At 75.1% G+C, this 22,839-nt stretch carries 26 protein-coding genes; 5 read left to right on the top strand and 21 right to left on the bottom strand.

Features of this window, described 5'->3' with window-relative positions:
- Nucleotides 1-15: 15 nt before the first annotated feature.
- The 9 genes from N555_RS0104855 to N555_RS0104815 are packed head-to-tail and all read right to left on the bottom strand — an operon-like array spanning nucleotide 16 to nucleotide 9,697.
- Nucleotides 16-726 (bottom strand): Trp biosynthesis-associated membrane protein, encoded by a 711-nt coding sequence (locus N555_RS0104855; protein WP_081865998.1) that lies wholly within the window; start codon nucleotides 724-726, stop codon nucleotides 16-18.
- The gene (locus N555_RS0104850; RefSeq protein ID WP_029430374.1) at nucleotides 723-2,228 is read right to left on the bottom strand and encodes an anthranilate synthase component I; all 1,506 of its coding nucleotides are present in this window, start codon (nucleotides 2,226-2,228) and stop codon (nucleotides 723-725) included. The genes N555_RS0104855 and N555_RS0104850 overlap by 4 nt, the downstream gene beginning before the upstream one ends.
- Entirely contained in the window at nucleotides 2,225-2,599 is a 375-nt protein-coding gene (gene hisI, locus N555_RS0104845; RefSeq protein ID WP_029430373.1) for a phosphoribosyl-AMP cyclohydrolase, read from the bottom strand. Before hisI ends, N555_RS0104850 begins: the two co-directional genes overlap by 4 nt.
- Before the next feature lie 43 nt (nucleotides 2,600-2,642).
- Complete coding sequence (locus tag N555_RS29060) at nucleotides 2,643-3,350, bottom strand: chromosomal replication initiator protein DnaA (RefSeq protein WP_051683759.1); 708 nt, start codon at nucleotides 3,348-3,350, stop codon at nucleotides 2,643-2,645.
- A gap of 16 nt (nucleotides 3,351-3,366) precedes the next feature.
- The gene (locus N555_RS0104835) at nucleotides 3,367-5,019 is read right to left on the bottom strand and encodes an FAD-binding dehydrogenase (RefSeq protein ID WP_029430371.1); all 1,653 of its coding nucleotides are present in this window, start codon (nucleotides 5,017-5,019) and stop codon (nucleotides 3,367-3,369) included.
- A gap of 9 nt (nucleotides 5,020-5,028) precedes the next feature.
- The gene (locus tag N555_RS0104830) at nucleotides 5,029-5,556 is read right to left on the bottom strand and encodes a hypothetical protein (protein WP_156036191.1); all 528 of its coding nucleotides are present in this window, start codon (nucleotides 5,554-5,556) and stop codon (nucleotides 5,029-5,031) included.
- A 45-nt stretch (nucleotides 5,557-5,601) separates the two neighbouring features.
- Entirely contained in the window at nucleotides 5,602-6,063 is a 462-nt protein-coding gene (locus N555_RS0104825; protein WP_029430369.1) for a hypothetical protein, read from the bottom strand.
- A 38-nt stretch (nucleotides 6,064-6,101) separates the two neighbouring features.
- Nucleotides 6,102-7,925 carry an ABC transporter ATP-binding protein gene (locus N555_RS0104820; protein ID WP_029430368.1) on the bottom strand — a complete coding sequence of 608 codons (1,824 nt, stop codon included), beginning with the start codon at nucleotides 7,923-7,925 and terminating at the stop codon, nucleotides 6,102-6,104.
- Nucleotides 7,922-9,697, bottom strand: a complete 1,776-nt coding sequence (locus N555_RS0104815; RefSeq protein ID WP_029430367.1) for an ABC transporter ATP-binding protein — start codon at nucleotides 9,695-9,697, stop codon at nucleotides 7,922-7,924. Before N555_RS0104815 ends, N555_RS0104820 begins: the two co-directional genes overlap by 4 nt.
- Before the next feature lie 113 nt (nucleotides 9,698-9,810).
- Here N555_RS0104815 and N555_RS0104810 point away from each other — a divergent pair, with 113 nt between their 5' ends.
- Nucleotides 9,811-10,419, top strand: a complete 609-nt coding sequence (locus tag N555_RS0104810; RefSeq protein WP_051683757.1) for a TIGR03085 family metal-binding protein — start codon at nucleotides 9,811-9,813, stop codon at nucleotides 10,417-10,419.
- Nucleotides 10,420-10,461: 42 nt separating this feature from the next.
- Here the strand turns inward: N555_RS0104810 and hisF are convergent, their stop codons facing one another.
- The 4 genes from hisF to N555_RS0104790 are packed head-to-tail and all read right to left on the bottom strand — an operon-like array spanning nucleotide 10,462 to nucleotide 13,253.
- A complete protein-coding gene (gene hisF / locus N555_RS0104805) occupies nucleotides 10,462-11,256 on the bottom strand; it encodes an imidazole glycerol phosphate synthase subunit HisF (RefSeq protein ID WP_029430365.1) in 795 nt (264 codons plus the stop codon).
- Nucleotides 11,253-11,645: a RidA family protein gene (locus N555_RS0104800; protein ID WP_029430364.1), complete on the bottom strand. Its 393-nt coding sequence runs from the start codon at nucleotides 11,643-11,645 to the stop codon at nucleotides 11,253-11,255. The genes hisF and N555_RS0104800 overlap by 4 nt, the downstream gene beginning before the upstream one ends.
- Nucleotides 11,642-12,388, bottom strand: coding sequence for a bifunctional 1-(5-phosphoribosyl)-5-((5-phosphoribosylamino)methylideneamino)imidazole-4-carboxamide isomerase/phosphoribosylanthranilate isomerase PriA (priA, locus tag N555_RS0104795; protein WP_029430363.1), 747 nt, complete (start codon nucleotides 12,386-12,388; stop codon nucleotides 11,642-11,644). The genes N555_RS0104800 and priA overlap by 4 nt, the downstream gene beginning before the upstream one ends.
- Before the next feature lie 49 nt (nucleotides 12,389-12,437).
- Nucleotides 12,438-13,253, bottom strand: a complete 816-nt coding sequence (locus N555_RS0104790; RefSeq protein ID WP_029430362.1) for a mycofactocin-coupled SDR family oxidoreductase — start codon at nucleotides 13,251-13,253, stop codon at nucleotides 12,438-12,440.
- A gap of 98 nt (nucleotides 13,254-13,351) precedes the next feature.
- On the opposite strand from N555_RS0104790, the gene N555_RS0104785 reads away from it, so the two are divergent.
- Nucleotides 13,352-13,951, top strand: coding sequence for a nitroreductase family protein (locus N555_RS0104785; protein ID WP_029430361.1), 600 nt, complete (start codon nucleotides 13,352-13,354; stop codon nucleotides 13,949-13,951).
- A gap of 4 nt (nucleotides 13,952-13,955) precedes the next feature.
- Here the strand turns inward: N555_RS0104785 and N555_RS0104780 are convergent, their stop codons facing one another.
- On the bottom strand, nucleotides 13,956-14,432 hold the full coding sequence (locus tag N555_RS0104780; RefSeq protein ID WP_029430360.1) for a hypothetical protein: 477 nt from the start codon (nucleotides 14,430-14,432) through the stop codon (nucleotides 13,956-13,958).
- A 148-nt stretch (nucleotides 14,433-14,580) separates the two neighbouring features.
- Between N555_RS0104780 and N555_RS0104775 the strand changes: the two genes are divergently transcribed.
- Nucleotides 14,581-15,606 carry an NHL repeat-containing protein gene (locus N555_RS0104775; protein WP_029430359.1) on the top strand — a complete coding sequence of 342 codons (1,026 nt, stop codon included), beginning with the start codon at nucleotides 14,581-14,583 and terminating at the stop codon, nucleotides 15,604-15,606.
- Nucleotides 15,607-15,644: 38 nt separating this feature from the next.
- On the top strand, nucleotides 15,645-16,709 hold the full coding sequence (locus N555_RS0104770) for a molybdopterin-dependent oxidoreductase (RefSeq protein ID WP_051683756.1): 1,065 nt from the start codon (nucleotides 15,645-15,647) through the stop codon (nucleotides 16,707-16,709).
- Here the strand turns inward: N555_RS0104770 and hisH are convergent, their stop codons facing one another.
- Genes hisH through hisD form a run of 6 tightly spaced genes read right to left on the bottom strand, consistent with a single transcriptional unit; the run spans nucleotide 16,710 to nucleotide 21,145 of the window.
- On the bottom strand, nucleotides 16,710-17,345 hold the full coding sequence (gene hisH / locus N555_RS0104765; RefSeq protein WP_034508884.1) for an imidazole glycerol phosphate synthase subunit HisH: 636 nt from the start codon (nucleotides 17,343-17,345) through the stop codon (nucleotides 16,710-16,712).
- 49 nt (nucleotides 17,346-17,394) lie between these two features.
- The gene (locus N555_RS0104760) at nucleotides 17,395-17,961 is read right to left on the bottom strand and encodes a nucleotidyltransferase family protein (RefSeq protein WP_029430356.1); all 567 of its coding nucleotides are present in this window, start codon (nucleotides 17,959-17,961) and stop codon (nucleotides 17,395-17,397) included.
- On the bottom strand, nucleotides 17,958-18,134 hold the full coding sequence (locus tag N555_RS28190; RefSeq protein ID WP_197028903.1) for a hypothetical protein: 177 nt from the start codon (nucleotides 18,132-18,134) through the stop codon (nucleotides 17,958-17,960). The genes N555_RS0104760 and N555_RS28190 overlap by 4 nt, the downstream gene beginning before the upstream one ends.
- 4 nt (nucleotides 18,135-18,138) lie before the next feature.
- Nucleotides 18,139-18,732, bottom strand: a complete 594-nt coding sequence (gene hisB / locus N555_RS0104750; protein ID WP_029430355.1) for an imidazoleglycerol-phosphate dehydratase HisB — start codon at nucleotides 18,730-18,732, stop codon at nucleotides 18,139-18,141.
- 5 nt (nucleotides 18,733-18,737) lie between these two features.
- The gene (locus N555_RS0104745) at nucleotides 18,738-19,844 is read right to left on the bottom strand and encodes a histidinol-phosphate transaminase (protein ID WP_029430354.1); all 1,107 of its coding nucleotides are present in this window, start codon (nucleotides 19,842-19,844) and stop codon (nucleotides 18,738-18,740) included.
- Nucleotides 19,841-21,145 carry a histidinol dehydrogenase gene (hisD, locus tag N555_RS0104740; RefSeq protein WP_029430353.1) on the bottom strand — a complete coding sequence of 435 codons (1,305 nt, stop codon included), beginning with the start codon at nucleotides 21,143-21,145 and terminating at the stop codon, nucleotides 19,841-19,843. Before hisD ends, N555_RS0104745 begins: the two co-directional genes overlap by 4 nt.
- A gap of 102 nt (nucleotides 21,146-21,247) precedes the next feature.
- On the opposite strand from hisD, the gene N555_RS0104735 reads away from it, so the two are divergent.
- Nucleotides 21,248-22,096 (top strand): LON peptidase substrate-binding domain-containing protein, encoded by an 849-nt coding sequence (locus N555_RS0104735; protein WP_029430352.1) that lies wholly within the window; start codon nucleotides 21,248-21,250, stop codon nucleotides 22,094-22,096.
- A 134-nt stretch (nucleotides 22,097-22,230) separates the two neighbouring features.
- Here N555_RS0104735 and yidC read toward each other — a convergent pair.
- On the bottom strand, nucleotides 22,231-22,839 hold a 609-nt coding region (yidC, locus tag N555_RS0104730; RefSeq protein ID WP_034508882.1), incomplete at its 5' end, for a membrane protein insertase YidC.

Below are 22,839 nucleotides of genomic sequence, written 5' to 3'. Positions count from 1 at the left end.
TGTCAGGAACCCACTCTAGAGGCGGTCTCTGCCGCCTCCGGCCGGGGGTGCCGCCGGGGCGCCGTCCCCGGGGGGAGGAGCGCCGGAGGAGCCGCCGGGTGAGCCCCCCGACGGGGCGTCGGGCTCCTCGGCGTCGGCCGTCGGGTCCTCCCCGCGGTCGAGGGCGCGCCACGCGTCGAGCGCCCGGTCCTCGCGGGTGCCGGCCGCGGGTGGAGCGGAGGCGGCCGCGGCGGCTCCGCGCTCGTAGCGGCGTCCCATCCCCTGCCACCCGGCGCCCCGCAGCGCCGTCAGGCCCCCGGCGGCGCAGCCCAGCACCCCGGCGACCACGGTGAGCACCGGCCAGGCCGCGGACCGGCTGATCGACACGGCGGTCGCGGCCGCGGCGGTGCCGTCGGAGAGGTCGGCCAGGCCGGGGTCGTCGAACAGCGCGCGCAGCCCGGACCACAGGAGCGTCCCGCCGCCGACGCACGCGAGCAGGCCCACGACCTGCCGGCCCCGGCCGCGCACCGCCACGACCGCCACCGCGGCGGCCAGCAGCAGCAGCCCGCAGGCCGGCACCAGCGGGGCGAGTTCGCTCCCGGTCAGCTCCTCGGCAACCGGTGGGAGCGGCGCCCGCCGGGTGACGGTGGCCGTCGCCCACGTCTGCCCGGCGGCCGACAGCGCGAGCCCTCCGGCGAGCGCCAGCCCGGCGACCGCGGCGAAGAGCTCACGCCGGGAGCCCGTCATGCCAGCTCCCGCATGCCCTCGGCCGCGGCGATCGCCGAGAGCACCGCCCGCGCCTTGTGCCGCGTCTCGGCCTCCTCGGTGGCCGGGTCGCTGTCGGCCACGATCCCGGCGCCGGCCTGCACGTACGCCCGGCCCTGGTGCAGCACCGCCGTCCGGATGGCGATGGCCATGTCCAGGTCGCCGCTGGCGTCGACGTAGCCCACGGTCCCCGCGTAGAGCGCCCGCCGGGTCGGCTCCAGCGACTCGATGATCTCCATCGCGCGGGGCTTGGGGGCGCCGGAGACCGTGCCGGCCGGGAACGTCGCGTCGAAGACGTCGAGCGCGTCCCACTCGGTCGCGACCTCGCCGGCGACCGTGGACACCAGGTGCATCACGTGGCTGTAGTGCTCGATCCGCATGAAGTCGGGCACCTCGACGGTGCCGGGCACGCACACCCGGCCGAGGTCGTTGCGGGCCAGGTCGACCAGCATCACGTGTTCGGCGCGCTCCTTGGGATCGGCCAGCAGCCCCTCGGCGAGGCGGGCGTCCTCCTCCGGCGTCGCGCCGCGCGGGCGGGTGCCGGCCGGTGGGTGGACGACCGCGGAGCGACCGGTCACCGTGACCAGCGCCTCCGGCGAGGAGCCCACGACGTCGAACGGCGTCTCCCGGCCGGCGAAGCGGAGCAGGTACATGTACGGCGACGGGTTGGTCGCGCGCAGCACCCGGTAGAGGTCGAGCGCGTCGACCTCGGTGGCCACCTCGAACCGCTGGGCCAGGACCACCTGGAAGGCGTCGCCGGCGCGGATGTGCTCGCGGATCCGCTCCACGCCGTCCTGGTACACGCCCGGCGCCATGTTGCTGGTGACCGGGGGCGCGTCCGCCGGGGTGAACGCCGCCAGCCCGGCGGGGGCCGCCTTCGACAGCGCGGCGGCCATGTCGTCGATCCGTGCCACGGCGTCGTCCCACGCCGCGGCGGGATCGGCCGAGCGGAACGCGTTCGCGATCAGCAGCACGCTGCCCTCGGTGTGGTCGACCACGGCGAGGTCGGTGACCAGCAGCATCGCGAGCTCCGGCATGCCGAGGTCGTCGGCGGCCTGCTCGGGCAGCCGCTCCAGCCGCCGGACGACGTCGTAGCCCAGGTAGCCGACCAGCCCGCCGGTGAGCGGGGGCAGGCCGGGCGTCCGGGGCGTGCGCAGCCGGCGGGCCAGGGTGCGGACGGCGGCGAGCGGATCGGCCGGCAGATCGTCGGTGAGCCCGGGCACCGGGTCGCCGAGCCACTCGCTGGCGCCGTCCCGCTCGGTGAGGACCCCGGCGCTCCGCACGCCGACGAAGCTGTACCGCGCCCACTGCCGGCCCTGCTCCGCGGACTCCAGCAGCACCGTGCCCGGCCGGTTGCCGGCGAGCGTGCGGTAGACGCCGACGGCGGTCAGCCCGTCGGCCAGCAGCCGCCGCACCACCGGCACGACCGGCTGGTCCAGGGCGGCGAACTCCTCCCGGGACGGGTAGGTCTCCCCCAGCCTCACGAGGGACTCCCCACGGCCGCCGGCAGGGTGCGGAAGAAGCAGCTGCGCTCGCCGGTGTGGCAGGCCGCGCCCTCCTGGTCGACCAGCACCAGCAGCGCGTCGCCGTCGCAGTCGACCCGGACCTCGCGCACCCACTGCCGGTTGCCCGAGGTCTCGCCCTTGACCCAGTACTCCTGGCGGCTCCGCGACCAGTACGTCGCCCGGCCGCTGGTGAGGGTGCGCTGCAGGGCCTCGTCGTCCATCCACGCGACCATCAGCACCTCGCCGCTGTCGTGCTGCTGCACGACGGCGGCCACGAGACCGGCCGGGTCGCGGCGCAGCAGCGCGGCGACGGCCGGGTCGAGAGCGGGGGCGGGCGGGACGGCGGTCATGCCCCGATCCTCCCCCGTCGGCGCACGGGCGAGGACACCGGCGTCACCCCGAGCCGGTGCCGAACCACTCCCGCGACGAGCGCGCGACCAGCAGTCCCATCCCGACGGCGGGTCCGGCCGCGAAGACGAGCGCGCCGAACACCAGCACCGGGACGGCGTCGTCGGGCCCCGGGATGTCCTCGAGCACGCCGACGATGCGCACCACCCAGTAGAGGGCGAGCAGCAGCTGCAGGCCGAGCGCGGCCATCAGCGCCAGGCCGGTGCCCCGGTCGCGGCGGTTCAGCGCGAGCACGCCGGCGGCGAGCAGGGCGACCACCGAGGCGAACTGCACCCAGGCGAGCACCTGCGCCTCGTCGGAGATGGCGGCGGCGCGCGGGTCGATGACGCCGTCGGTGTCGATGTCGATCCCGAGCACGGAGGCGAACAGCAGCAGGTAGGCCGAGGTGAAGGCGACCAGCGCGGCCTGCACGAGGGCCAGCACGGCCGCGGTGACGACCTGGCCGGGCCGCCGGGGACCCCGGAGCGGCACGGGCCAGCCGCCAGGGGCCCCGTACGCCGGCTGCGGCCAGCCGTAGCCGGGCTGCGGGTGTCCGGGCTGGGCGTACCCGGGCTGGACGTACCCGGGCTGGGCGTAGCCGGGTGCGCCGTACCCCGGGTAGGGCGCGGTGCCGTATGCCGGCGGGCCGCTGTACGGGACGCCCTCCTCGGTGGGGGTCTCCGGGTCCGACCAGGGGTCGCGGGGAGCGGTCACGTCGTCGTCCGCCGGCTCACAGCTCGGCCGCCAGCGCGCGGCCCGCCGTGCGACCGGAGAACAGGCAGCCGCCGAGGAAGGTGCCCTCCAGCGAGCGGTAGCCGTGCATGCCGCCGCCACCGAAGCCGGCGACCTCGCCCGCGGCGTACAGGCCGGGGAACGCGTCCCCGCCGGGGCGCAGCACCCGCCCGGAGAGGTCGGTCTCCAGTCCGCCGAGGGTCTTCCGCGTGAGCAGGTTGAGGCGGACGGCGATCAGCGGCCCGGCCTCGGGGTCGAGCAGCCGGTGCGGCGGGGCCACCCGGATCAGCTTGTCGCCCAGGTAGTTGCGGGCGCCCCGGATGGCGGTGATCTGCAGGTCCTTGGTGAAGGGGTGGGCGATCTCGCGGTCGCGGGCGACGACCTCCTCCTCGACCCGGGCCAGCGGGACCTCCGGCTGACCGCCGGTGATCCGGTTCATCCCGGCGACCAGTTCCGGCAGCGTGCGGGCGACCACGAAGTCCTCGCCGCGGTCCAGGAACGCCTGCACCGGCCCGGAGACACCGGACTTCACGCGGTTGAGGAGGAGCTTGACGTCCTTGCCGGTGAGGTCGGGGTTCTGCTCCGAGCCCGAGAGCGCGAACTCCTTCTCGACGATCTTCTCCGTCGCGACGAACCAGGTGTGCTCGTGACCGGTCTGCCCGATGTGGGCGAGCGTGCCGAGGGTGTCGAAGCCGGGGAACAGCGGTACCGGGAGCCGCTTGCCGGTGGCGTCGAGCCAGAGCGAGGACGGTCCGGGCAGGATCCGGATGCCGTGCCGCGCCCAGACCGGGGAGTGGTTGGCGATCCCCTCGGTGTAGTGCCACATCCGGTCGCGGTTGATCAGGTGGGCACCGGCGGCCTCGGTCGCCTCGAGCATGTGCCCGTCCACGTGCGCGGGGACGCCGGAGAGCAACCGCTGCGGCACCGGGCCCAGCCGCTCGGGCCAGTTGCGGCGGACCAGCTCGTGGTTGCCGCCGATGCCGCCCGAGGTGACGACGACGGCCTGCGCACCGATCTCGAACGGCTCCAGCTCGACGCGGGAGCTCGCCTCGCCGCGGGCGACGTCACTGGGCTCGAGCACCGCGCCGCGCACGCCGGTCACCGCGCCGTCGCTGACGACCAGCTCGCCGACCCGGTGCCGGAAGCGCAGCTCCACCAGGCCCCGGTCGACCGCCTCCCGGACCCGCCGGGCGAAGGGCTCGACGATGCCGGGACCGGTGCCCCAGACGATGTGGAAGCGCGGCACCGAGTTGCCGTGCCCCGTCGCGGTGTAGCCGCCGCGCTCGGCCCAGCCGACCACCGGGAAGAAGCCGATCCCCTGCGAGCGCAGCCAGGAGCGCTTCTCCCCCGCCGCGAACTGCAGGTACGCCTCCGCCCACTGGCGCGGCCAGTGGTCCTCGGGACGGTCGAAGGCCGCGGTGCCGAACCAGTCCTGGCGGGCGAGCTCCAGGGAGTCGTGCACCCGCAGGCGGCGCTGCTCCGGGGAGTCGACGAGGAACAGCCCGCCGAAGGACCACCACGCCTGACCGCCGAAGGAGGCCTCCGGCTCCTGGTCCACCAGCACGACGCGCCTGCCCGCGTCGGCGAGCTCCGCGGTCGCCACCAGGCCGGCGAGGCCCGCCCCCACCACCACGACGTCTGTGTCGGTCACGGGGGCACGCTAACCGGCGCCGCTGCTGCGCCGGGTGCGCGACGGGGTCGACGCTCCGCGCCGCGGGGCGGTCCACTCCCGGATCGGCCGTCCGGCGGTCAGGACGAGGCACCCCAGGGGGCCGGCCAGCATGAGCAGCGCCCACCACAGCGCCTCGCCGCCGCCCAGCGCTCCGAAGAGGACCGCGAGCCCGACGAGGAGCAGGAGCGGCAGCGTGCCGGCGCCGGTCAGCACCAGCCAGGCGCGCGGCCGGCCCTGCCAGACCAGGACCGCCCCTCCGACGGTCCACGCCGCCAGCGCGGCCGCGACGAACACGTACCAGTGCCAGCCCGGGTCCGGCTCCCACAGCAGCCAGCCGAGGTACAGCTCCTCGGCGGCCACCAACCCGGCGAAGACGACGGCGAACGGCAGGGTGAGCGGGCGCTCCCGCGGCACCGGGCGACCGGCGACCCCGCGGGCCAGCGGGTGCGGCGCGGCCGGCCGTACGCCGGACCGGACCGGTGCGGCACGGGGCGAGCGTCGTGGCGCGGACGGCATGGCGGGGAGCGTAGGACGGCCGGCTGGACGGCAACTGGGAACCGGTCAGGCGGTGGCGCGGGCCCGTCCGGGCCGGGCGGCGAGCCACCGGCGCGTGGGCGGAGCGGCGGCGAACCCGGCAGCCAGCAGCGGGAAGAACACGATGAGCAGCGGCCCGACGCCGACCGCGTCGCCCTCGTCCCGGGCGGCCGCGTAGACGGCCCAGGTGAGGAGCGCCGACGGGAGCACGGCCAGCACCAGGGGCAGCCAACCGCGCCGGGTGACCAGCAGCATCGCGGCGACGAACTGGACGACCGGTGCCAGGAAGACCACCCACACCCAGGCCTCGCGCGCGGCGTCGGGGCTCAGCCCGCCGACGGCGAACAGCAGCACGGCCATCAGCAGCAGGGGGATGACGGCGACCGCGGCGCAGACCATCGCGGTCACCGCCGTCCACGGCACGCGCCCCCCGCCCAGCCCGGGCAGGAAGCCGCTCGGGCGGTCGGCGGAGGCGCTGCGGAACGGCACAGCCGCAGGCTAGCCGCGCCGGGGCCCGTCGGCCCCGCTCAGCCGACCGGCTCGGCCTGCCCGCTCGAGGAACGGCGCCAGGAGGCGTGCAGCCGGGCGTAGGGACCGTCGACGTCGACCAGCTCGTCGTGGCTGCCGCGCTGCACCACGGAGCCGGCGTCGACGACGAGCACCTCGTCGGCCCGCTCGGCGGTGGAGAGCCGGTGGGCGATGGTCAGGGTCGTCCGGCCGCTGGTCAGCCGGTCCAGCGCCTCGGTCAGCCGCCGCTCGGTGGCCGGGTCGACCGCACTGGTCGCCTCGTCGAGCACCAGGAGGTCGGGGTCGGCCACGTAGGCGCGGGCGATGGCCACGAGCTGCCGCTCCCCCGCCGACAGCGACTCCCCCCGCTGGCCGACCGGCGTGTCCACGCCGTCGGCGAGCCCGGCCAGCCAGTCGCCGAGGCCGAGGTCGGTGAGGGCGGCGACCACCTCCGCGTCGGAGATCCCGGGCCGGCCGTAGCGGACGTTGGCCGCGATGCTCGCGTCGAACAGGTAGCCGTCCTGCGGGACCATGACGACCCGGCGGCGGAGCGAGGCGAACGCCACCTCGTCGAGCGGGACCCAGCCGCCCTGCCGGGAGCCGAGCAGCAGGCGCCCCTCGGTGGGGTCCATCAGCCGGGTGACCAGCTTGGCGAAGGTCGTCTTCCCCGAGCCGGTCTCGCCCACGATCGCCACCCGCCGGCGCGGCGCGAGCTCCAGGTCGACGCCGGTGAGCGCCGGGCGGGCGCCCGGGGCGTAGCGGAAACCGACGTCCTCGAACCGCACGCCGAGCGGCCCCTCGGGCAGCTCGCGCGCCGCCCCCTCCAGCGCCGGGTCGCGGACGTCGGGCTCGGTGTCGAGGACGTCGAGCACGCGGCGGAAGCCGGCGACGGCGTTCTGCGCCTCGTTGAGCACCTCGCTGGCGGTCTGCACCGGCGCGACGAACAGCGTCACGAGGAAGAGGAAGGCGATCAGGGTGCCGGCCGTGATGTCGCCGGCGAGGCCCAGCCACACCCCGACGACGATGACCGCGGCGTTGGCCAGCGAGGCGACGAACTCACCGCTGACGAAGACCGCCGCCGTCGTCTTCTGGGCCTCGACCTGGGCCCGGTAGTGCCGGTCGATGGCCGCGTCGATGCGGGCCGCGGTGCGCTCCCGGACGCCGTAGGCGCGCACCGTGGAGGCGCCGACGACCGATTCGGACACCGCGGCGAGCACGTCGCCGACCCGCTCCCGGACCACGCCGTAGACCACGGCGAGCCGGCGGGCGAAGAAGCGCACGGCGTAGGCCAGCGGCACGAAGCAGGCCAGCACGAGCAGGGTGAGCTGCCACGAGTACACGAACATCACGACCGTCGCGACGAGCAGCTGCCCGACGCTGATCACGCCGAGCACGCCGCCCCACTGCATGAACGTCGACAGCTGGTCGACGTCGCTGGTCACCCGGGAGACCAGCGATCCGCGGCGCTGGCCCTGCTGGTGCAGCACCGACAGGTCGTGCACGTGCCGGAAGGCGCGGGTGCGCAGGCCGGCCAGCGCCGTCTCGGTGGTGCGGAAGAGCCGGACGTTCATCCGGTAGACCGCGAAGCCGGTCAGCACGACCACGACGGCGCAGACGGCGACCAGGTTCCGGACCAGGTCGAGGTCCGGCCCGTCGGAGCCGGTCAGACCGCGGTCGATGACCTGCTGGACGGCGATCGGCACGACGACCCGGCCGGCGGTGGCCATCAGCGCGAGCGCGAACGTCGCGGGCAGGCCGCGGCGGAACTCCGGCATCATCCGCAGGCCGCGGCGCAAGGTGGCGAGCGCGCCCTCGGAGCGGTCCTCGATCTCGGCGGTGGTCATGCCGCGACCTCGTCCTGGGCGTAGGCGCGCACCAGGGCCGCGTAGCCGGGCACCGCGGCGAGCAGCTCCTCGTGGCTGCCGCGGGCCAGCACGCGGCCGCCCTCGAGCCAGACGACCTCGTCGGCCAGGGCGATGGTGGCCTGCCGGTAGGCGACGACCACCACGGTCGCGGGCGGGTCGGTGTCCCGGAGGGCGTCGAGGATCCGCGCCTCCACGGACGGGTCGACGGCGCTCGTGGCGTCGTCCATCACGAGCAGCCGCGGCCGGCGGACGACGGCGCGGGCGAGGGCGATCCGCTGCCGCTGGCCGCCGGACAGGGTGGCGCCGCGCTCGCCGACGCGGGTGTCCAGGCCCTCGGGCAGCCGGTCGACGAAGTCGTCGGCCGCGGCGGTGCGCAGGGCGGCGCGCACCTCGTCGTCGGAGAAGTCCCCGCCGAGGGTGACGTTGCCGCGCACGGTGTCGTCGAAGAGGAACGTGCCCTGCGCGACGAAGGCGGCCTGGCCGCTGACCGCGCCCTCGCGCAGCCGGCGCACGTCCACCCCGTCGAGCAGGACGGCGCCGTCGACCGGGTCGACCAGCCGGACCAGCAGCCCGGCCAGCGTCGACTTGCCCGAGCCGGTGGGCCCGACGACGGCCACGGTGCTGCCGGCAGGGACGTCGAACGTGACGTCGGAGAGCGTCGGCCGGCCGGCGCCGTCGAACGCGTAGCCGACGCCCTCCAGGCCGAGCACCGCTCCGCCACCGGTCGCCACGGCGGCCTCGGTGCCGTAGGGCGTCTCGCCCGTCGCCGAGAGCACCGGCGTGACCCGGTCGAAGCCGGCCAGTGCCCGCGGCAGGTCGGCGAGCACCCAGCCGATGGCGCGGATGGGCAGCGCCAGGAGGGTGAACAGGTAGGCGATGGAGACGAGCTCACCGGCGTCGGTCGCGCCGTCGGCCACCCGGCCCGCGCCGACCAGGAGCACCGCGAGCGTGCCCAGGTTGGGCAGCGCCTCCATGATCGGGTCGAACAGGCCGCGGACCCGGCCGACGGCGACCAGCCCGTCGCGGAGCTCGGTGGTCTTGGCAGCGAAGCGCTCGGTCTCGACGTCCTCGCGGCCGAGCGTCTTGACGACGAGCGCGGCGTCGAAGCTCTCGTGCGCGACCTCGCTGACCTCGGCGCGCAACTGCTGGGCGCGCTGCATCCGCGGGCTCATGACCTGCGAGTAGACGACGTTGACGAGGAAGACGGCCGGGAACACGACCAGCCCGATGACGGCCAGCAGGGGGTCGGTCAGGAGCAGCGCGACGACGGTGATCCCGATCATCACGACCGCGCCGACGGCGAACGGCAGCGGCGAGACGAAGAACCAGGCCGCCTCGACGTCGGAGTTGGCGTTGGACAGCAGCTGCCCGGTCGGGTGCTGCTGGTGCCAGGCCAGCGGCAGCCGCAGGTACTGGCCGGTCACCCGGCGACGGTAGTCGGCCTGCAGCCGGTAGCCCATGATCCCGGCGAAGAGCCGGCGGCCGAGGATGCCGACGATCTTCAGCAGCGCGACCCCGAGGATGGCGGCGGCGGACAGGGCGAGGGCGGCACCGGTGGTCGCGCCCTCGTCGAAGGCGGGCAGCACGACACGGTCGGTGATCTCGCCGATCACGTACGCGCTGGCCACGGTCATGCCGCCGTAGAGGCTGCTCGCGGCGACGGCCAGGGCGAACATGTGCGGTTGCTCGCGGATGGCGCGCCCGATGTGGCGGAAACCGCGCCGCACCACGGCGTCTCGGCGGCGGGACACGGCTCTCCTCGGGTCGTTCAACGGCGACACTCGCGCGTCTCCTTAGGCACGCTAACCGCTCAACGCCAGTAGGGCCGCTGCATTCCGGGCCGGGGCCTGGTAGACCTCGCGCGGTGACGTCCTCCCCTGCCGCCCCGCTCGCCGTGCGCGAACGCGCCGCCCTGGCCGACCTGCTCGCCGAGGTCGGCCCCGACGCCCCCACCTGCTGCGAGGGGTGGACGACGGCGCACCTGGCCGCGCACCTCGTCGTCCGCGACCGCCGTCCCGACGCGGGCCCCGGCTACGCCCTGGAGGCGCTCCCCATCGGCCGGCGGCTGCACGCCCACTCCGCCCGGCTGGAGGAGCAGAAGCGCATCTCGACGCCCTACGCCGACGTGCTCGCGCAGGTGCGTGAGGGCGCGCCGGTCTGGACGCCGATGGGGCTGCCCGGCTTCGGCAACCTGGTCAACGGGGGCGAGTACGCCATCCACCACGAGGACGTGCGCCGCGCCCAGCCCGCCTGGGAGCCGCGCGAGCTGTCCCGCGCCGACCGCGACCTGCTGTGGCGGACCGCGACCCTCTTCGCCCGTCGCGTCCGCGGTGGGGTGACGCTGCGCCGCACCGACGTGCCGGGCGTGGAGAAGAAGATCGGCAAGGGCGGTCCGACGCTCGCCGGCGACCCGATGGAGCTGCTGCTCTGGACGTCCGGCCGCCGCGACGCCGCCCGGGTCGAGGTCAGCTAGACGGAGTGCAGGAGCGCAGGATTCCTGCGCTCCTGCACTCCGCTACGGCAGCGGGTGGTCGGACTCGGCGCGGACCGGGACGCCGGCGCCGGCGAGGGCGGACTTGACCTCGCCGATCCGCATCTTCCCGAAGTGGAAGACGCTGGCGGCGAGCACCGCGTCGGCACCGGCCTCGACCGCGGGCGCGAAGTGCGACACCTCGCCCGCTCCCCCGCTGGCGATCACCGGCACGGTCACCTCGCGGCGCACGGCCCGGATCAGGTCGAGGTCGAAGCCGGCCAGGGTGCCGTCGGCGTCCATGGAGTTCAGCAGCACCTCGCCGACGCCCAGCCGCGCCGCCTCCACGACCCACTCGACGGCATCGCGACCGGTGCCGCGGCGCCCGCCGTGGGTGGTGATCTCGAACCCGGAGTCGGTCACGGCGCCGTCCTGGCAGCGCCGGGCGTCGAGGGAGAGCACGAGGACCTGGTTGCCGAACCGGTCGGCGATCTCGCTGATCAGCTCCGGCCGGGCCACGGCCGCGGTGTTGACGGCGACCTTGTCCGCGCCGTTGCGCAGCAGCCGGTCGACGTCGTCGGCGCTGCGGACACCCCCGCCGACGGTGAGCGGGATGAAGACGCTCTCCGCGGTCCGGCGGACGACGTCGTAGGTGGTCTCGCGGTCCCCCGAGCTGGCGGTGATGTCGAGGAAGGTCAGCTCGTCGGCGCCCTCGGCGTCGTAGACGCGGGCCATCTCCACGGGGTCGCCGGCGTCGCGCAGGTCGACGAAGTTCACGCCCTTGACCACCCGGCCGGCGTCGACGTCCAGGCACGGGATCACCCGCACGGCCAGGCTCACGCGGCGCCCTCCCGGACCGCGTCGGCCTCGATCTCGACCAGCATCTCCGGGTCGATCAGGCGGGAGACCTCGACCATGGTGGCGGCCGGGCGGATGTCGCCGAAGAACTCCCCGTGCACCCGCCCGACGTCCTCCCAGCGGCCGATGTCGGTCACGTAGATCCGGGTGCGGACGACGTCGGCGAGGGTGAACCCGGCCCGCTCCAGGGACGTCGAGATGGTGGCCAGGACCTGGCGGGTCTGCGCGGCGGCGTCCCCGGGGTGGACCACGGCGCCGTCCACGGTCGCCGTCGTCCCACTGACCCAGGCGGTGTCGCCGCGGACGACGATCCGGCTGTACCCGACCACCGGCTCCCAGGGGTTCGTGGAGCCGAGGTTCAGGACCGTCACGCCTGCGCTCCGTCGTTCTCCCCGGAGGTGACCCGCAGCGCCTCGGGCAGGGTGAACGCCCCCGCGTACAGCGCCTTTCCGACGATCGCGCCCTCGACGCCGATCGCGGCCAGGCCGGCCAGCGCGCGGATGTCGTCGAGCGAGCTGACCCCGCCCGACGCGATCACCGGCTTCGGGGTGGCGGCGCAGACCTCGCGCAGGAGGTCCAGGTTCGGCCCGCGCAGGGTGCCGTCCTTGGTGATGTCGGTGACCACGTACCGGGCGCAGCCCTCGGCGTCGAGGCGGGCGAGGGTCTCGTAGAGCTCGCCGCCCTCGCGGGTCCAGCCGCGGGCGGCCAGCCGGGTGCCCCGCACGTCGAGGCCGACGGCGATGCGGTCGCCGTGCTCGGCGATGGCCCGGGCGCACCACTCGGGCGACTCCAGCGCCGCGGTGCCGAGGTTGACACGGCGGCAGCCGGTGGCGAGTGCCGCGGTCAGCGACTCGTCGTCGCGGATGCCGCCGGAGAGCTCCACGTCGACGTCGAGCTCGCCGACCACGCGGGCCAGCAGCTCGCGGTTGCTACCCCGGCCGAACGCGGCGTCGAGGTCGACGAGGTGGACCCACTCGGCGCCGTCGCGCTGCCACGTCATGGCCGCCTCGAGCGGGTCGCCGTACGAGGTCTCGCTGCCGGCCTCGCCCTGGACCAGGCGCACGGCCTGGCCATCGGCGACGTCGACGGCGGGGAGCAGCTGCAGCTTCGGCACGGCCGACAGCCTAGGTCGGCCCCCTCTCCCCGCCGCCGGCGTCCCCGGGCTACATCTGGGTGACGCCTGCGTCGACCGCCAGTTCGTGCGCGGTGACGAACCGGCTCTCGTCCGAGGCGAGGAACAGGACGGCGTCGGCGACGTCCTCCGGCTGGGTGGTGTCCACCGGCAGCATGTTCATGAACATCGCGCCCAGCCGCTGGTCGGTCGCCATCGCCTCGCCGAGCACCTCCTGCATGTCGCCGGTGCCCATCGGGGTGGCCACCCCGGTCGGGTGCACGCTGTTGACCCGCACGTTGTGCCGCGCGAGCTCGGTCGCGAACGCCTTGGCCATCCCGCGGACGGCGAACTTGCTGGTCGTGTAGTGGACCATGAACGGCTGCACCTTCAGCCCGGCCGCCGAGCTGGTGATGATCACCGAGCCGCCGCCGCGCGCCACCAGGTGGGGGGCGCCGACCATGACGGTGTTCCAGACCCCGGTGACGTTGATGTCGAGGGTGTTCTGGAACTGCTCCGGGGTGACCGAGTCCCACGCGGTGGGGGTGCAGATGCCGGCGTTGGCCACGACGACGTCCAGCCCGCCGAGCTCGGCCACGGCGGCGTCGACCTGGCTGCGCATGCCGTCGAGGTCACGCACGTCGGCGTAGACCGGCACGATCCGCCGGTCCAGCGCCTCGACCTGGCGGACGGTCTCCTCCAGGTCCTCCCGCGTCGGCTGCTGGTACCGGATGTCGGGCAGCGGGGCACCGATGTCCAGGGCGACGACGTCGGCCCCCTCGCCCGCCAGGCGGACGGCGTGCGCCCGCCCCTGCCCGCGGCCGGCTCCGGTGATGAAGGCGACCTTGCCCTGGACTCGTCCTGCCATGGGGATGGCTCCTCGTCTGCGCTGGTGGGGTGTCCTGGCACCGAGTCTCGCCCCGGCGCCCGGGCGGCGTCGCGCGCGGGGCGTGACAGGGTGCGGGCGTGGAGTTCGCCGACGTCGTCCGCCGCCGTCGCATGGTCCGCGACTACGACCCGGACCGGCCGGTGCCGCCGGAGGTCCGCGAGCGGCTGCTGGCGCACGCGATCCGGGCGCCGTCCGCGGGTTTCAGCCAGGGCTGGGCGTTCCTGGTGCTGGAGACCGAGGAGGAGCGCGCTGCGTTCTGGGCGGCCACGACCGGCGAGGGCACGCCGGATGGCTGGCTGACCCGCATGCGCCGCGCGCCGCTGCTCGTCGTCCCGTTCAGCGACAAGAGCGCCTACCTGGACCGGTACGCCGAGCCCGACAAGGGCTGGACCGACCGCGACGAGGCCCGTTGGCCGGTGCCGTACTGGGACGTCGACACCGGGATGGCCTCGCTGCTCATGCTGCTGACCGCGGTCGACGAGGGCCTGGCGGCCTGCTTCTTCGGCGTCCCGGCCGAGCGGGTCGCCGCGCTGCGCGAGGCGTTCGGGGTGCCCGCCACGCACCGGCCCGTGGGCGTCGTGGCCGTCGGCTACCCCGGCGAGCAGGACCGCCGCTCACCGTCGCTGAAGCGCGGCCGCCGCGGCGTCGAGGAGGTCGTGCACCGCGGCCGGTGGTGACCGGTCAGCCCTCGACGTACTCGACCTGCGTGCACTCGCCGCCGTGGTTCATCTCCGGTTGGCCCAGGAGCTCGGCGCCGGGGTCGTCGATGAAGAGGAAGTGCGTGCACTCGTACCGGACCCATCCCTGGGGACCGGACGGGTCGAGGGAGCCGGGCAACTGCTCGGCGACGATCTCGTAGCGGCCGTCGCCGAGCACGCGGAAGTGCGCCCGGACGGACTCGCCCTCGTCGCCGTACTGCAGGGTGCTCAGCTCGGCGGGGCGGTCGGCCTCGACGGCGGCCCGGAAGCAGTTCCGCGCCTCCACCCGGCGATAGCCGTCGACGTGCGGCTCGTCGATCCCGCAGCTCGGCAGCTCCGACCGTCCCCCGTACCAGGAGGGCGAGTCGTCGCGATCCGCGCTCGCCGGGGGGACGAGGTCGTCGGTGCAGGCCGCCAGGGTCAGGCACAGCGCTGCGGTCAGAGCGAGGCGACGACCCATGGGCCTAGGACGTCCGGCGAGCCGGGGCGGTTCCCGAACCCGTCGAGCGGTCGGGCCCAGCGGGGAGCGCCGCCCTTCGGCCCTGTCCAGGGGGACGGCCTGTCGCGACACTGGCGCGGCCGCGCGATCACCCGCCTCGGGAGGCGTCATGCGCATCCGTCCGGTGGTCCCGCTGTTCTGCGCTCTCCTGACCGTCGCTGCCTGCACGGACGACGCGACGTCGTCCGAGGCAGCACCTGCGACGGCCGCTGCCCGCACGCCGGACGTGGGCGCTGCCGTGGCCGCGTCCACCGCACCGGAGCACTACCCGGTGTTCCCGGTGCCGGACGACGCCGTCGTCGCGCTGCCGAGCCCCGACTGGCTGGCCGCCGACGGCGAGGCCGTGTGGGTCAGGCTCGACGGCGGGCAGGCGCTCCGGCTGGACCCGAGAACGGGGCAGACCCGGGCGACGGCCAAGCTCGAGCGCGGCCGGGACGTGGACCTCTGCCAGGGCATCGGCGCCGGCCTCGGCTACGCGTGGTCCTGCTCGGGGACCGACGTCGTCCGGATCGACCCGGACACGGGCGCCGTCGACGCCACGTTCCCGGTCGGCAAGACGTACAGCCAGGGCCACCTGGTGACCGCCGCCGGCCTGCTCTGGGTGCTGACCGGGAACGGGAGCACGCTGCTCGGCCTCGACCCGGCGACCGGTGCGGTCACGTCGACCGTCGCGCTCGGCGCGCGCGGCAGCGACCTCGCCGCCGGCCCGGCCGGGCTCTGGGCGGTCAGCGCGCCGGACGGTGCCGCGCTGCGGATCGACCCGGCCACCGCGGCGGTCGACCTCCGCGTCGGCGGGCTCGACGGGCCGGCGGTGGCCGCCGTCACCGACCAGGTGTGGGTGAGCGGTGGCTCGACGACGTCGCGCATCGACCCGGTGAGCGGGCAGGTGGAGGTCACCGCCCCGTTCGGCAGCGGCGCCGACGGAGGCCTGGCCGCGGGCGACGGCGTGGTGTGGGTCCGCAGCGCCCAGCACTTCCTGGTGGCCCTCGACGCCGAGGACGGCCAGCCCGTGGCCGGCTACACGTGGCCGGACGCCACGTCCGGCGGGGACGTCGTCCTGGCGGCGGGAACGCTGTGGGCGACGGCCTACGACGACCGTGCCCTGTTCCGGCTGGATCCGTCACCGGCCGGCTGACGGCACCGCCGCCCCCACAGCCGGAGGACACTCCGGACATGGCCCTCCCGGAGCTCCGGCTCCCCCGCCGGGCAGGCCGGCGGACCAACCTCGGGCTGCTCCTGCTCCTCCTCGTGGCCGGCGGCACGGGGGTCCTCGGCTACACGGTCGGCACCGCGCCGGCGACCACGCTCGTCGCCGCCGCCCACGGGGCCGCCGGGCTGGGGCTGCTGCTGCTCGTGCCGTGGAAGACCGTCGTCGTCCGGCGGGGACGACGGCGCGCCATGCACACCCGCCGCGACCCGGGCGTCGCGATCGCCCTGGGGTTCACGGTCGCGCTGACCGTGCTGACCGGCGTGCTGCACGCCGTCGGGCTGCCCGGGCCGTGGCCGGTGCTGGGTGGCGTCGCCGCGCTCCAGGTGCACGTCGCCGCGGCGATCGTGGGGGCGGCGCTGCTCGCCGTCCACGTGGTGGGCGCGCGCCAACGTCCCCGCCGGACCGACCTCGGACGCCGGGAGCTGCTGCGGACCGGCGCCCTGGGGCTCGGCGCCGTGGCCCTGTGGGGCGGCCTCGAGGGGCTGCTGCGGCTGACCGGCGCGCCCGGCGGGCGGCGGCGGTCGACCGGCTCGCACGAGCGTGGCACCGACGACCCCACGGCCATGCCCGTCACCCAGTGGATCGGCGACGCGGTGCCGGACGACCGCGCCTCCGCGCTCGAGGTGGTGTGGGGCGACTCGCGGGTCCGGCTCGACGCCGACGAGCTGGACCGCGGCGACGAGGTGCGTGCCACGCTCGACTGCACCGGTGGCTGGTACGCCGCGCAGGACTGGCGCGGGGTCCGGCTGGACCGCCTCCTGGCCGGCGCCCTGCCCAGAGGTCTCCCCGACGGCGGCAGCGTCGACGTCGTCTCGGCCACCGGCTACCGGCGCCGGCTGCCGCTCTCCGACACCGCGCACCTGCTGCTGGCAACGCACGCGGCCGGGCGGCCGTTGTCGCCGGGCCACGGCGCCCCGGTGCGCCTGGTCGCGCCGGGGCGCCGCGGTTTCTGGTGGGTCAAGTGGGTGGTGCGGGTGGAGGTGGTCGACGCGCCGTGGTGGCTGCAGTCGCCGTTCCCGCTCCAGTGATCAGAGCGTGGCGAGCCAGTTGGTGAGCAGTTGGGCACCGGCGTCGCCGCTCTTCTCCGGGTGGAACTGGGTCGCCGACAGCGCGGCGTTCTCCACCCCGGCCACGAACCGGTCGCCGTGCTCGGCCCAGGTCACCGTCGGCGGCGCCAACCGCGAGGTCGGGTCCTGACCGAGGGTGAAGTCGCGGACGCCGTAGGAGTGCACGAAGTAGAAGCGCTGGTCGGCCAGGCCGTCGAAGATCACCGAGTCCTCCGGCGCCTCGACGGTGTTCCAGCCCATGTGCGGCAGCACCGGCGCCTGCAGCGGCTCCACGACGCCGGGCCACTCGCCGCAGCCCTCGGCGTCGTGGCCGTGCTCGACGCCCTTCTCGAAGAGGATCTGCATGCCGACGCAGACGCCGAGCACCGGCCGGCTCCCGGCCAGGCGACGGCCGATGAGCGTGGGACCGTCGACGGCGCGGAGCCCGTCCATGCAGGCGGCGAAGGCGCCGACGCCCGGGACCATCAGGCCGTCGGCGTCGAGGGCGGCCTGCCGGTCGGCGGTGACGGTCACGTCGGCGCCCACCCGGGCCAGCGCGCGCTCGGCCGAGCGCAGGTTGCCCGACCCGTAGTCGAGGACGACGACCTTCTTCTTCACGCCTGCCACGGTACTGACCAGCGACCGGAGGGCCGCGGGGATTCCCGGGTCAGGCGTCGTAGGGCAGGACGGTGAGCTCCGGCCACACCGAGCTCCAGCGCGCCGCCTTGGTCTCGTAGGCCTCGCGGGTGGCCAGCCGCCGGTTGGGCCGGACGACAAGGCCGAACAGGTCGTCGAACCCGTGCGGCGCGTACACGCGGAGGCGGCCGTCCTGCACGGTCACCCCGACGCAGCAGCAGACCGCGGCGAAGTGGTCGATGGCGTCGGCGCAGTCGCGGAACGCCGGGGCCGGGACGCCGAAGCGTTCGGCGTACCAGAGGTGCACCCGCGCCTCGTTGCGGATCTCGACGGGCACGGGCAGTCCGGCGAACAGCTCGGCGCCGCGGCGGATGACCGCGTCCTCGGCGTCCCAGGAGGTGTCGGGGTCGAAGTAGAAGAGGTCGGCGTCCTTGATCCCGGTGCCCGGCGGCCGGCCGGTGAGGTCGTTCCACACGGTCTGGAACAGCACGCCGGCGGTCAGCCACCAGTCGCCGACGCCGAGTGCCGGCGCCCGCTCGAGCACCGCCCGCACGGACGGATCGGCGAGGACGACCTCGAGGAACCGTTCCTCGGTCACACCAGGCGGAGGATGCCCGCCGCGGTGGCCAGGAGGGCGGCGAGGAGCAGGACGACCGCGAAGACGATCTGCGGACCCGTCCGTCCGGCGGTGTCCGAGTCCGCCTTCCAGATGCTCCAGGCACCGCCGATCAGGAAACCCCCGAGGACGAGCAGCAGGATGCCGGAGTTCACGCGGCTACAGAGCGCCCTTGGTCGAGGGGATGCCGCTGCGCCCGTCGAGGGCGAGCGCGGTGCGCAGCGCCCGGGCCAGGGCCTTGAACTGGCCCTCGACGATGTGGTGGGCGTCCCGGCCGGCGTAGAGCACCCGCACGTGCAGGGTGATCCGCGCGTTGAACGCGAAGGTCTCCAGCACGTGCTTCGTCAGCGACGTCGGGTAGTCCGGCCCGATCATCGGCGTCATGTTCTCGGGCTCGGCGTGCACGAAGTACGGCCGGCCGGAGAGGTCGACGGCGGCCTGGACGAGCACCTCGTCCATAGGGATCAGGGCGTCGCCGTAGCGGGTGATGCCCTTCTTGTCGCCCAGCGCCTCGGCGAAGGCCTGGCCCAGGGCGATGGCGACGTCCTCCACCGTGTGGTGGGCGTCGATGTGCAGGTCGCCGTCGGCCTGCACCCGGATGTCGACGCCGCTGTGCTTGCTCAGCGCGGTGAGCATGTGGTCGTAGAACCCGACGCCGGTGCTGATCGAGCTGGCGCCGGTGCCGTCGAGGTCGACCTCGACCACCAGCTTGGTCTCGCTGGTGGCGCGCTCCACTCGTGCGGTGCGGTTCATGACGATCAGTCTCCCAGGCGGTGGGCGGGCGCCACCTCACCCAGGGCGGTGAGGAAGGCCTCGGTCTCGGCGGGGGTGCCGGCGGTGACCCGCAGCCAGCCGGGGATGCCGACGTCGCGCACGAGCACGTCGCGGTCCAGCATGGCCTGCCAGGCGGCGGGGGCGTCGGCGAAACGGCCGAACAGCACGAAGTTCGCGTCGCTCGGCACGCTGGTCAGACCCAGCTCCGGCAACGACGCGACGATCCGGTCGCGCTCGGCCTTGACCGCGTCGACGGTGGCCAGCAGCGCGTCGGTGTGGGCCAGCGCGGCCCGCGCGGCCGCCTGGGTCAGCGCCGACAGGTGGTACGGCAGCCGGACCAGCTGCAGGGCGTCGACGACGGCCGGGTCGGCGGCCAGGTAGCCCAGCCGCAGCCCGGCCATCCCGAACGCCTTGCTCATCGTCCGGCTGACGACCAGCCGCGGCCGGCCGGGCAGCAGGCTCAGCGCCGACGGCGTGCCGGCGCGGGCGAACTCGGCGTAGGCCTCGTCGACGACGAGCACCCCGGACGTGGCCTCGTAGAGGACCTCGATCGTGGCGAGGTCGACCGCAGTGCCGGTCGGGTTGTTGGGGCTGGTCACGAAGACGACGTCGGGGCGCAGGTCGCGCACCTGGGCGGCCGCGGCGTCCACGTCGATGGTGAAGTCGGCGCGGCGGTGCCCGTCGATCCAGGCCGTGCCGGTGCCGGCGCTGATGATCGGGTGCATCGAGTAGGACGGCGTGAAGCCCAGCGCCGTCCGTCCGGCTCCGCCGAAGGCCTGCAGGATCTGCTGCAGCACCTCGTTGGAGCCGTTGGCCGCCCACACCTGGTCGGGGCCGATCCGCTCCCCCGCCGTCCGCGTCAGGTAGGTCGCGAGGTCGGCGCGCAGCGCGACGGCGTCGCGGTCCGGGTACCGGTTGAGCTCCGCCGACGCCTCGGCCAGCGCCACGCCGAGGTCGGCGAGCAGCTCCGGCGGCAGCGGATAGGGGTTCTCGTTGGTGTTGAGCCGGTGGGTGACCTGCAGCTGCGGAGCCCCGTAGGGGGTCTTCCCGCGCAGCTCCGGCCGCAGCGGCAGGTCGTCGAGTGAGGTCATGCGCGCTGTCGGGCCCGCACCGCCGCCGCGTGCGCGGGGAGGTCCTCGGCGCCGGCGAGGGCGTCGATGTGCCCGGCGACCTCGGCGAGCGCCTGCTCGTCGTACTCGACGACGTGGATGCCGCGCAGGAACGTCTGCACGCTCAGGCCGCTGGAGTGCCGCGCGCAGCCGCCGGTGGGCAGTACGTGGTTGGAGCCGGCGCAGTAGTCGCCCAGGGAGACCGGCGACCAGGCACCGACGAAGACCGCGCCGGCATTGCGCACCCGCGCGGCGACCGCGCGGGCGTCGCGGGTCTGGATCTCCAGGTGCTCGGCGGCGTAGGCATCGACCACGCGCAGGCCCGCGTCGACGTCGTCGACGAGGACGATTCCCGACTGGTTGCCGTGGAGGGCCGTGCTGATGCGGTCGGAGTGCTTCGTGGCCGCGACCTGGGCGGGCACCAGGGCCAGGACGGCGTCGGCCAGCTCCTCGCTGTCGGTGACCAGCACCGCGCCGGCCAGCGGGTCGTGCTCGGCCTGGCTGATCAGGTCGGCGGCGACGTGCACCGGGTCGGCGGTCTCGTCGGCGAGGATCGCCACCTCGGTGGGGCCGGCCTCGGAGTCGATGCCGATCAGCCCGCGCAGCAGCCGCTTGGCCGCCGTCACGTAGACGTTGCCCGGGCCGGTGACCATGTCGACCGGCTCGCAGGACCCGGCGCCGTACCCGAAGACGGCGATCGCCTGGGCCCCGCCGACGGCGTACACCTCGGTGACGCCCAGCAGCGCGCAGGCCGCCAGGACCCCCGGGTCGGGCAGCCCGCCGTTGTCGCGCTGCGGCGGCGAGGCGACGGCGATGGACTCGACGCCGGCGATCTGCGCCGGGACGACGTTCATGACCACGCTCGACAGCAGCGGCGCCAGCCCGCCGGGCACGTAGAGGCCCACCCGCCGGACCGGCACCCAGCGCTCGGTGACGGTGCCGCCGCGGACGACCTGGGTGGTGACGTCGGTCCGGGCCTGGTCGGCGTGCACCCGGCGGACGCGGGCGATCGCCTCCTCCAGCGCGGCGCGCACGGCCGGGTCGATGGTGGCCAGGGCCTCGGTGATCGCGGCGGGCGGCACCGCGAAGTCCTCGGCGTCCACGCCGTCCAGCCGGGCGGTGATCTCCCGGACGGCCTGCGCGCCGCGCACCCGCACGTCCTCGCACAGCGGGCGGACCGTGGTCAGCACCGAGTCGATGTCGGTGGCGGCGCGGGGCAGCAGACCGGAGAGCTCGCGCACCCCGGGCAGCGCGGATCCGCGCAGGTCGATGCGGCTGAGCACGGGGATGCCTCCGGGAGCGGGCTGGGGCTTCGGGCAAGGGGACGGCGACCACCCAGGGTAGCCGCGGCCGGGACCGCCGCCCCGGGGCCCTACGCTCGTCCCGTGGGCCAGGTCATCCCGCTCTTCCCTCTCGGGACGCCCCTGTTCCCCGGGGTCGTCCTGCCCCTCCGCATCTTCGAGCCCCGGTACCGCCGCCTGATGCGCGACCTGCTGGTGCAGCGCGCCGAGGAGCGGACGCCCGGCTTCTTCGGCGTCGTCGCCATCCGGCAGGGCTGGGAGGTCGAGCGCGTGGCCCCGGCCGAGGCGCTCTACGACATCGGGTGCACCGCCCGGCTGCAGTCGGTCCGGCCGCTGTCCGACGGCGGGTTCCACGTCGCCACCGTGGGCGGCGACCGGTTCCGGCTGCTCGACGTCCTGGTCGGCGACGACCCGCCGTACCTGCAGGCCGAGGTGGAGTGGCTGGCCGAGGAGGAGGCGGCCGAGGAGGCCGCCGGCGACGCCGAGGGCATGGTCGGCCTGCCCGGCGAGGTGCCCCTGGGCCCACCGGACGAGGCGGCCGCCGCCGGCCTCGACGAGCTGGTCAGCTCGGTCGCCCGGGGAAGCATGGACGTCCTCGTGCGCAACGTCGGCGACCTGTTCGCCCGGTACGTGGCGGCCGTCGGCGCGCTGCGCGTGGGCGACGACGACCCGGTCGAGGCCATGGGCAGCGACGAGGAGAGCGCCGCGCTGATGGCGGCCGTGGGCGACGACCCGACGGCGCTGTCCTACCTGGTCGCGTCGGCGGCGCTGCTCACCACCGAGGACCGGCAGGCCCTGCTCGCCGAGTCCGCGACCCGCCGCCGGCTGGCCACCGAGTCGCGGCTGCTGCGCCGGGAGCTGACGCTGCTGGAGACGATCGGTGCGGTGCCCGCCCCGCTGCAGCGGTTCGCCGGCCCCACCAGCGTCAACTAGCCGCGGCACGCCAGGCGCCCGGCGCCTGGACCGTCGGTGTCACCCGGCAGCGCCGCTGTCGCGGTGCAGCGTGACAGCAGCGCTGCAGCGTGATGGCCCGCGGTGGACGTCGGGCCGGCCGACGCCGAGGTGGCTCACGCCTGCCCCTCCGCCGGCCGCGTCCGAGGGGGCCTGGTGCGGATCGGCTTCTGCCCCGGCCTCGGCGCTCGCGACGGCGGCGTCGACCGCGGGCCGGTGGGGCCGGCAGGCTCAGCGCCCCTGGCAGCGGCGCCGGGCGGAGGCATCTTCCGCAGGATGTAGAACTGCTGGCCCAGGGTCCACAGGTTGTTCGTGAACCAGTACAGGAGCACGCCGATCGGGAAGAAGAACCCGGTCACGAAGAGGCTGACCGGCATGCCGTAAAGCATCAGCTTCTGGATCATCGCGGCCTGGCCCTCGACCGGCCCCGACCGCTTCATGATCTGACGCTGCGTCGTGAACGTCGTGATGCACATGATGATCATCAACGTCAGCGCGACCACGTGGATGCTGGTCAACGTCACGCCGGGGATCGCGAGGATCGCCTCGCGCTTGTCCCCCTTCATCGTGAACGACGCGGAGATCGGTGCCCCGAACAGCTTCGCCGTCGCCGCCTGCTGCGTCAGCTCATAGGACCAGCTGTACAGCCCCTCGGCGCCCGGCTGCAGCCGGCGCAGCACGTGGAACAGCGCGATGAAGATCGGGATCTGCGGCAGGATCGGCAG

Origin of the sequence: Blastococcus sp. URHD0036 (assembly GCF_000701365.1) — a bacterium.
Taxonomy (GTDB): Bacteria; Actinomycetota; Actinomycetes; order Mycobacteriales; family Geodermatophilaceae; genus Trujillonella.
Note: the sequence above shows the minus strand (reverse complement) of the source record. Positions and strands in the feature narration are given on the sequence as shown.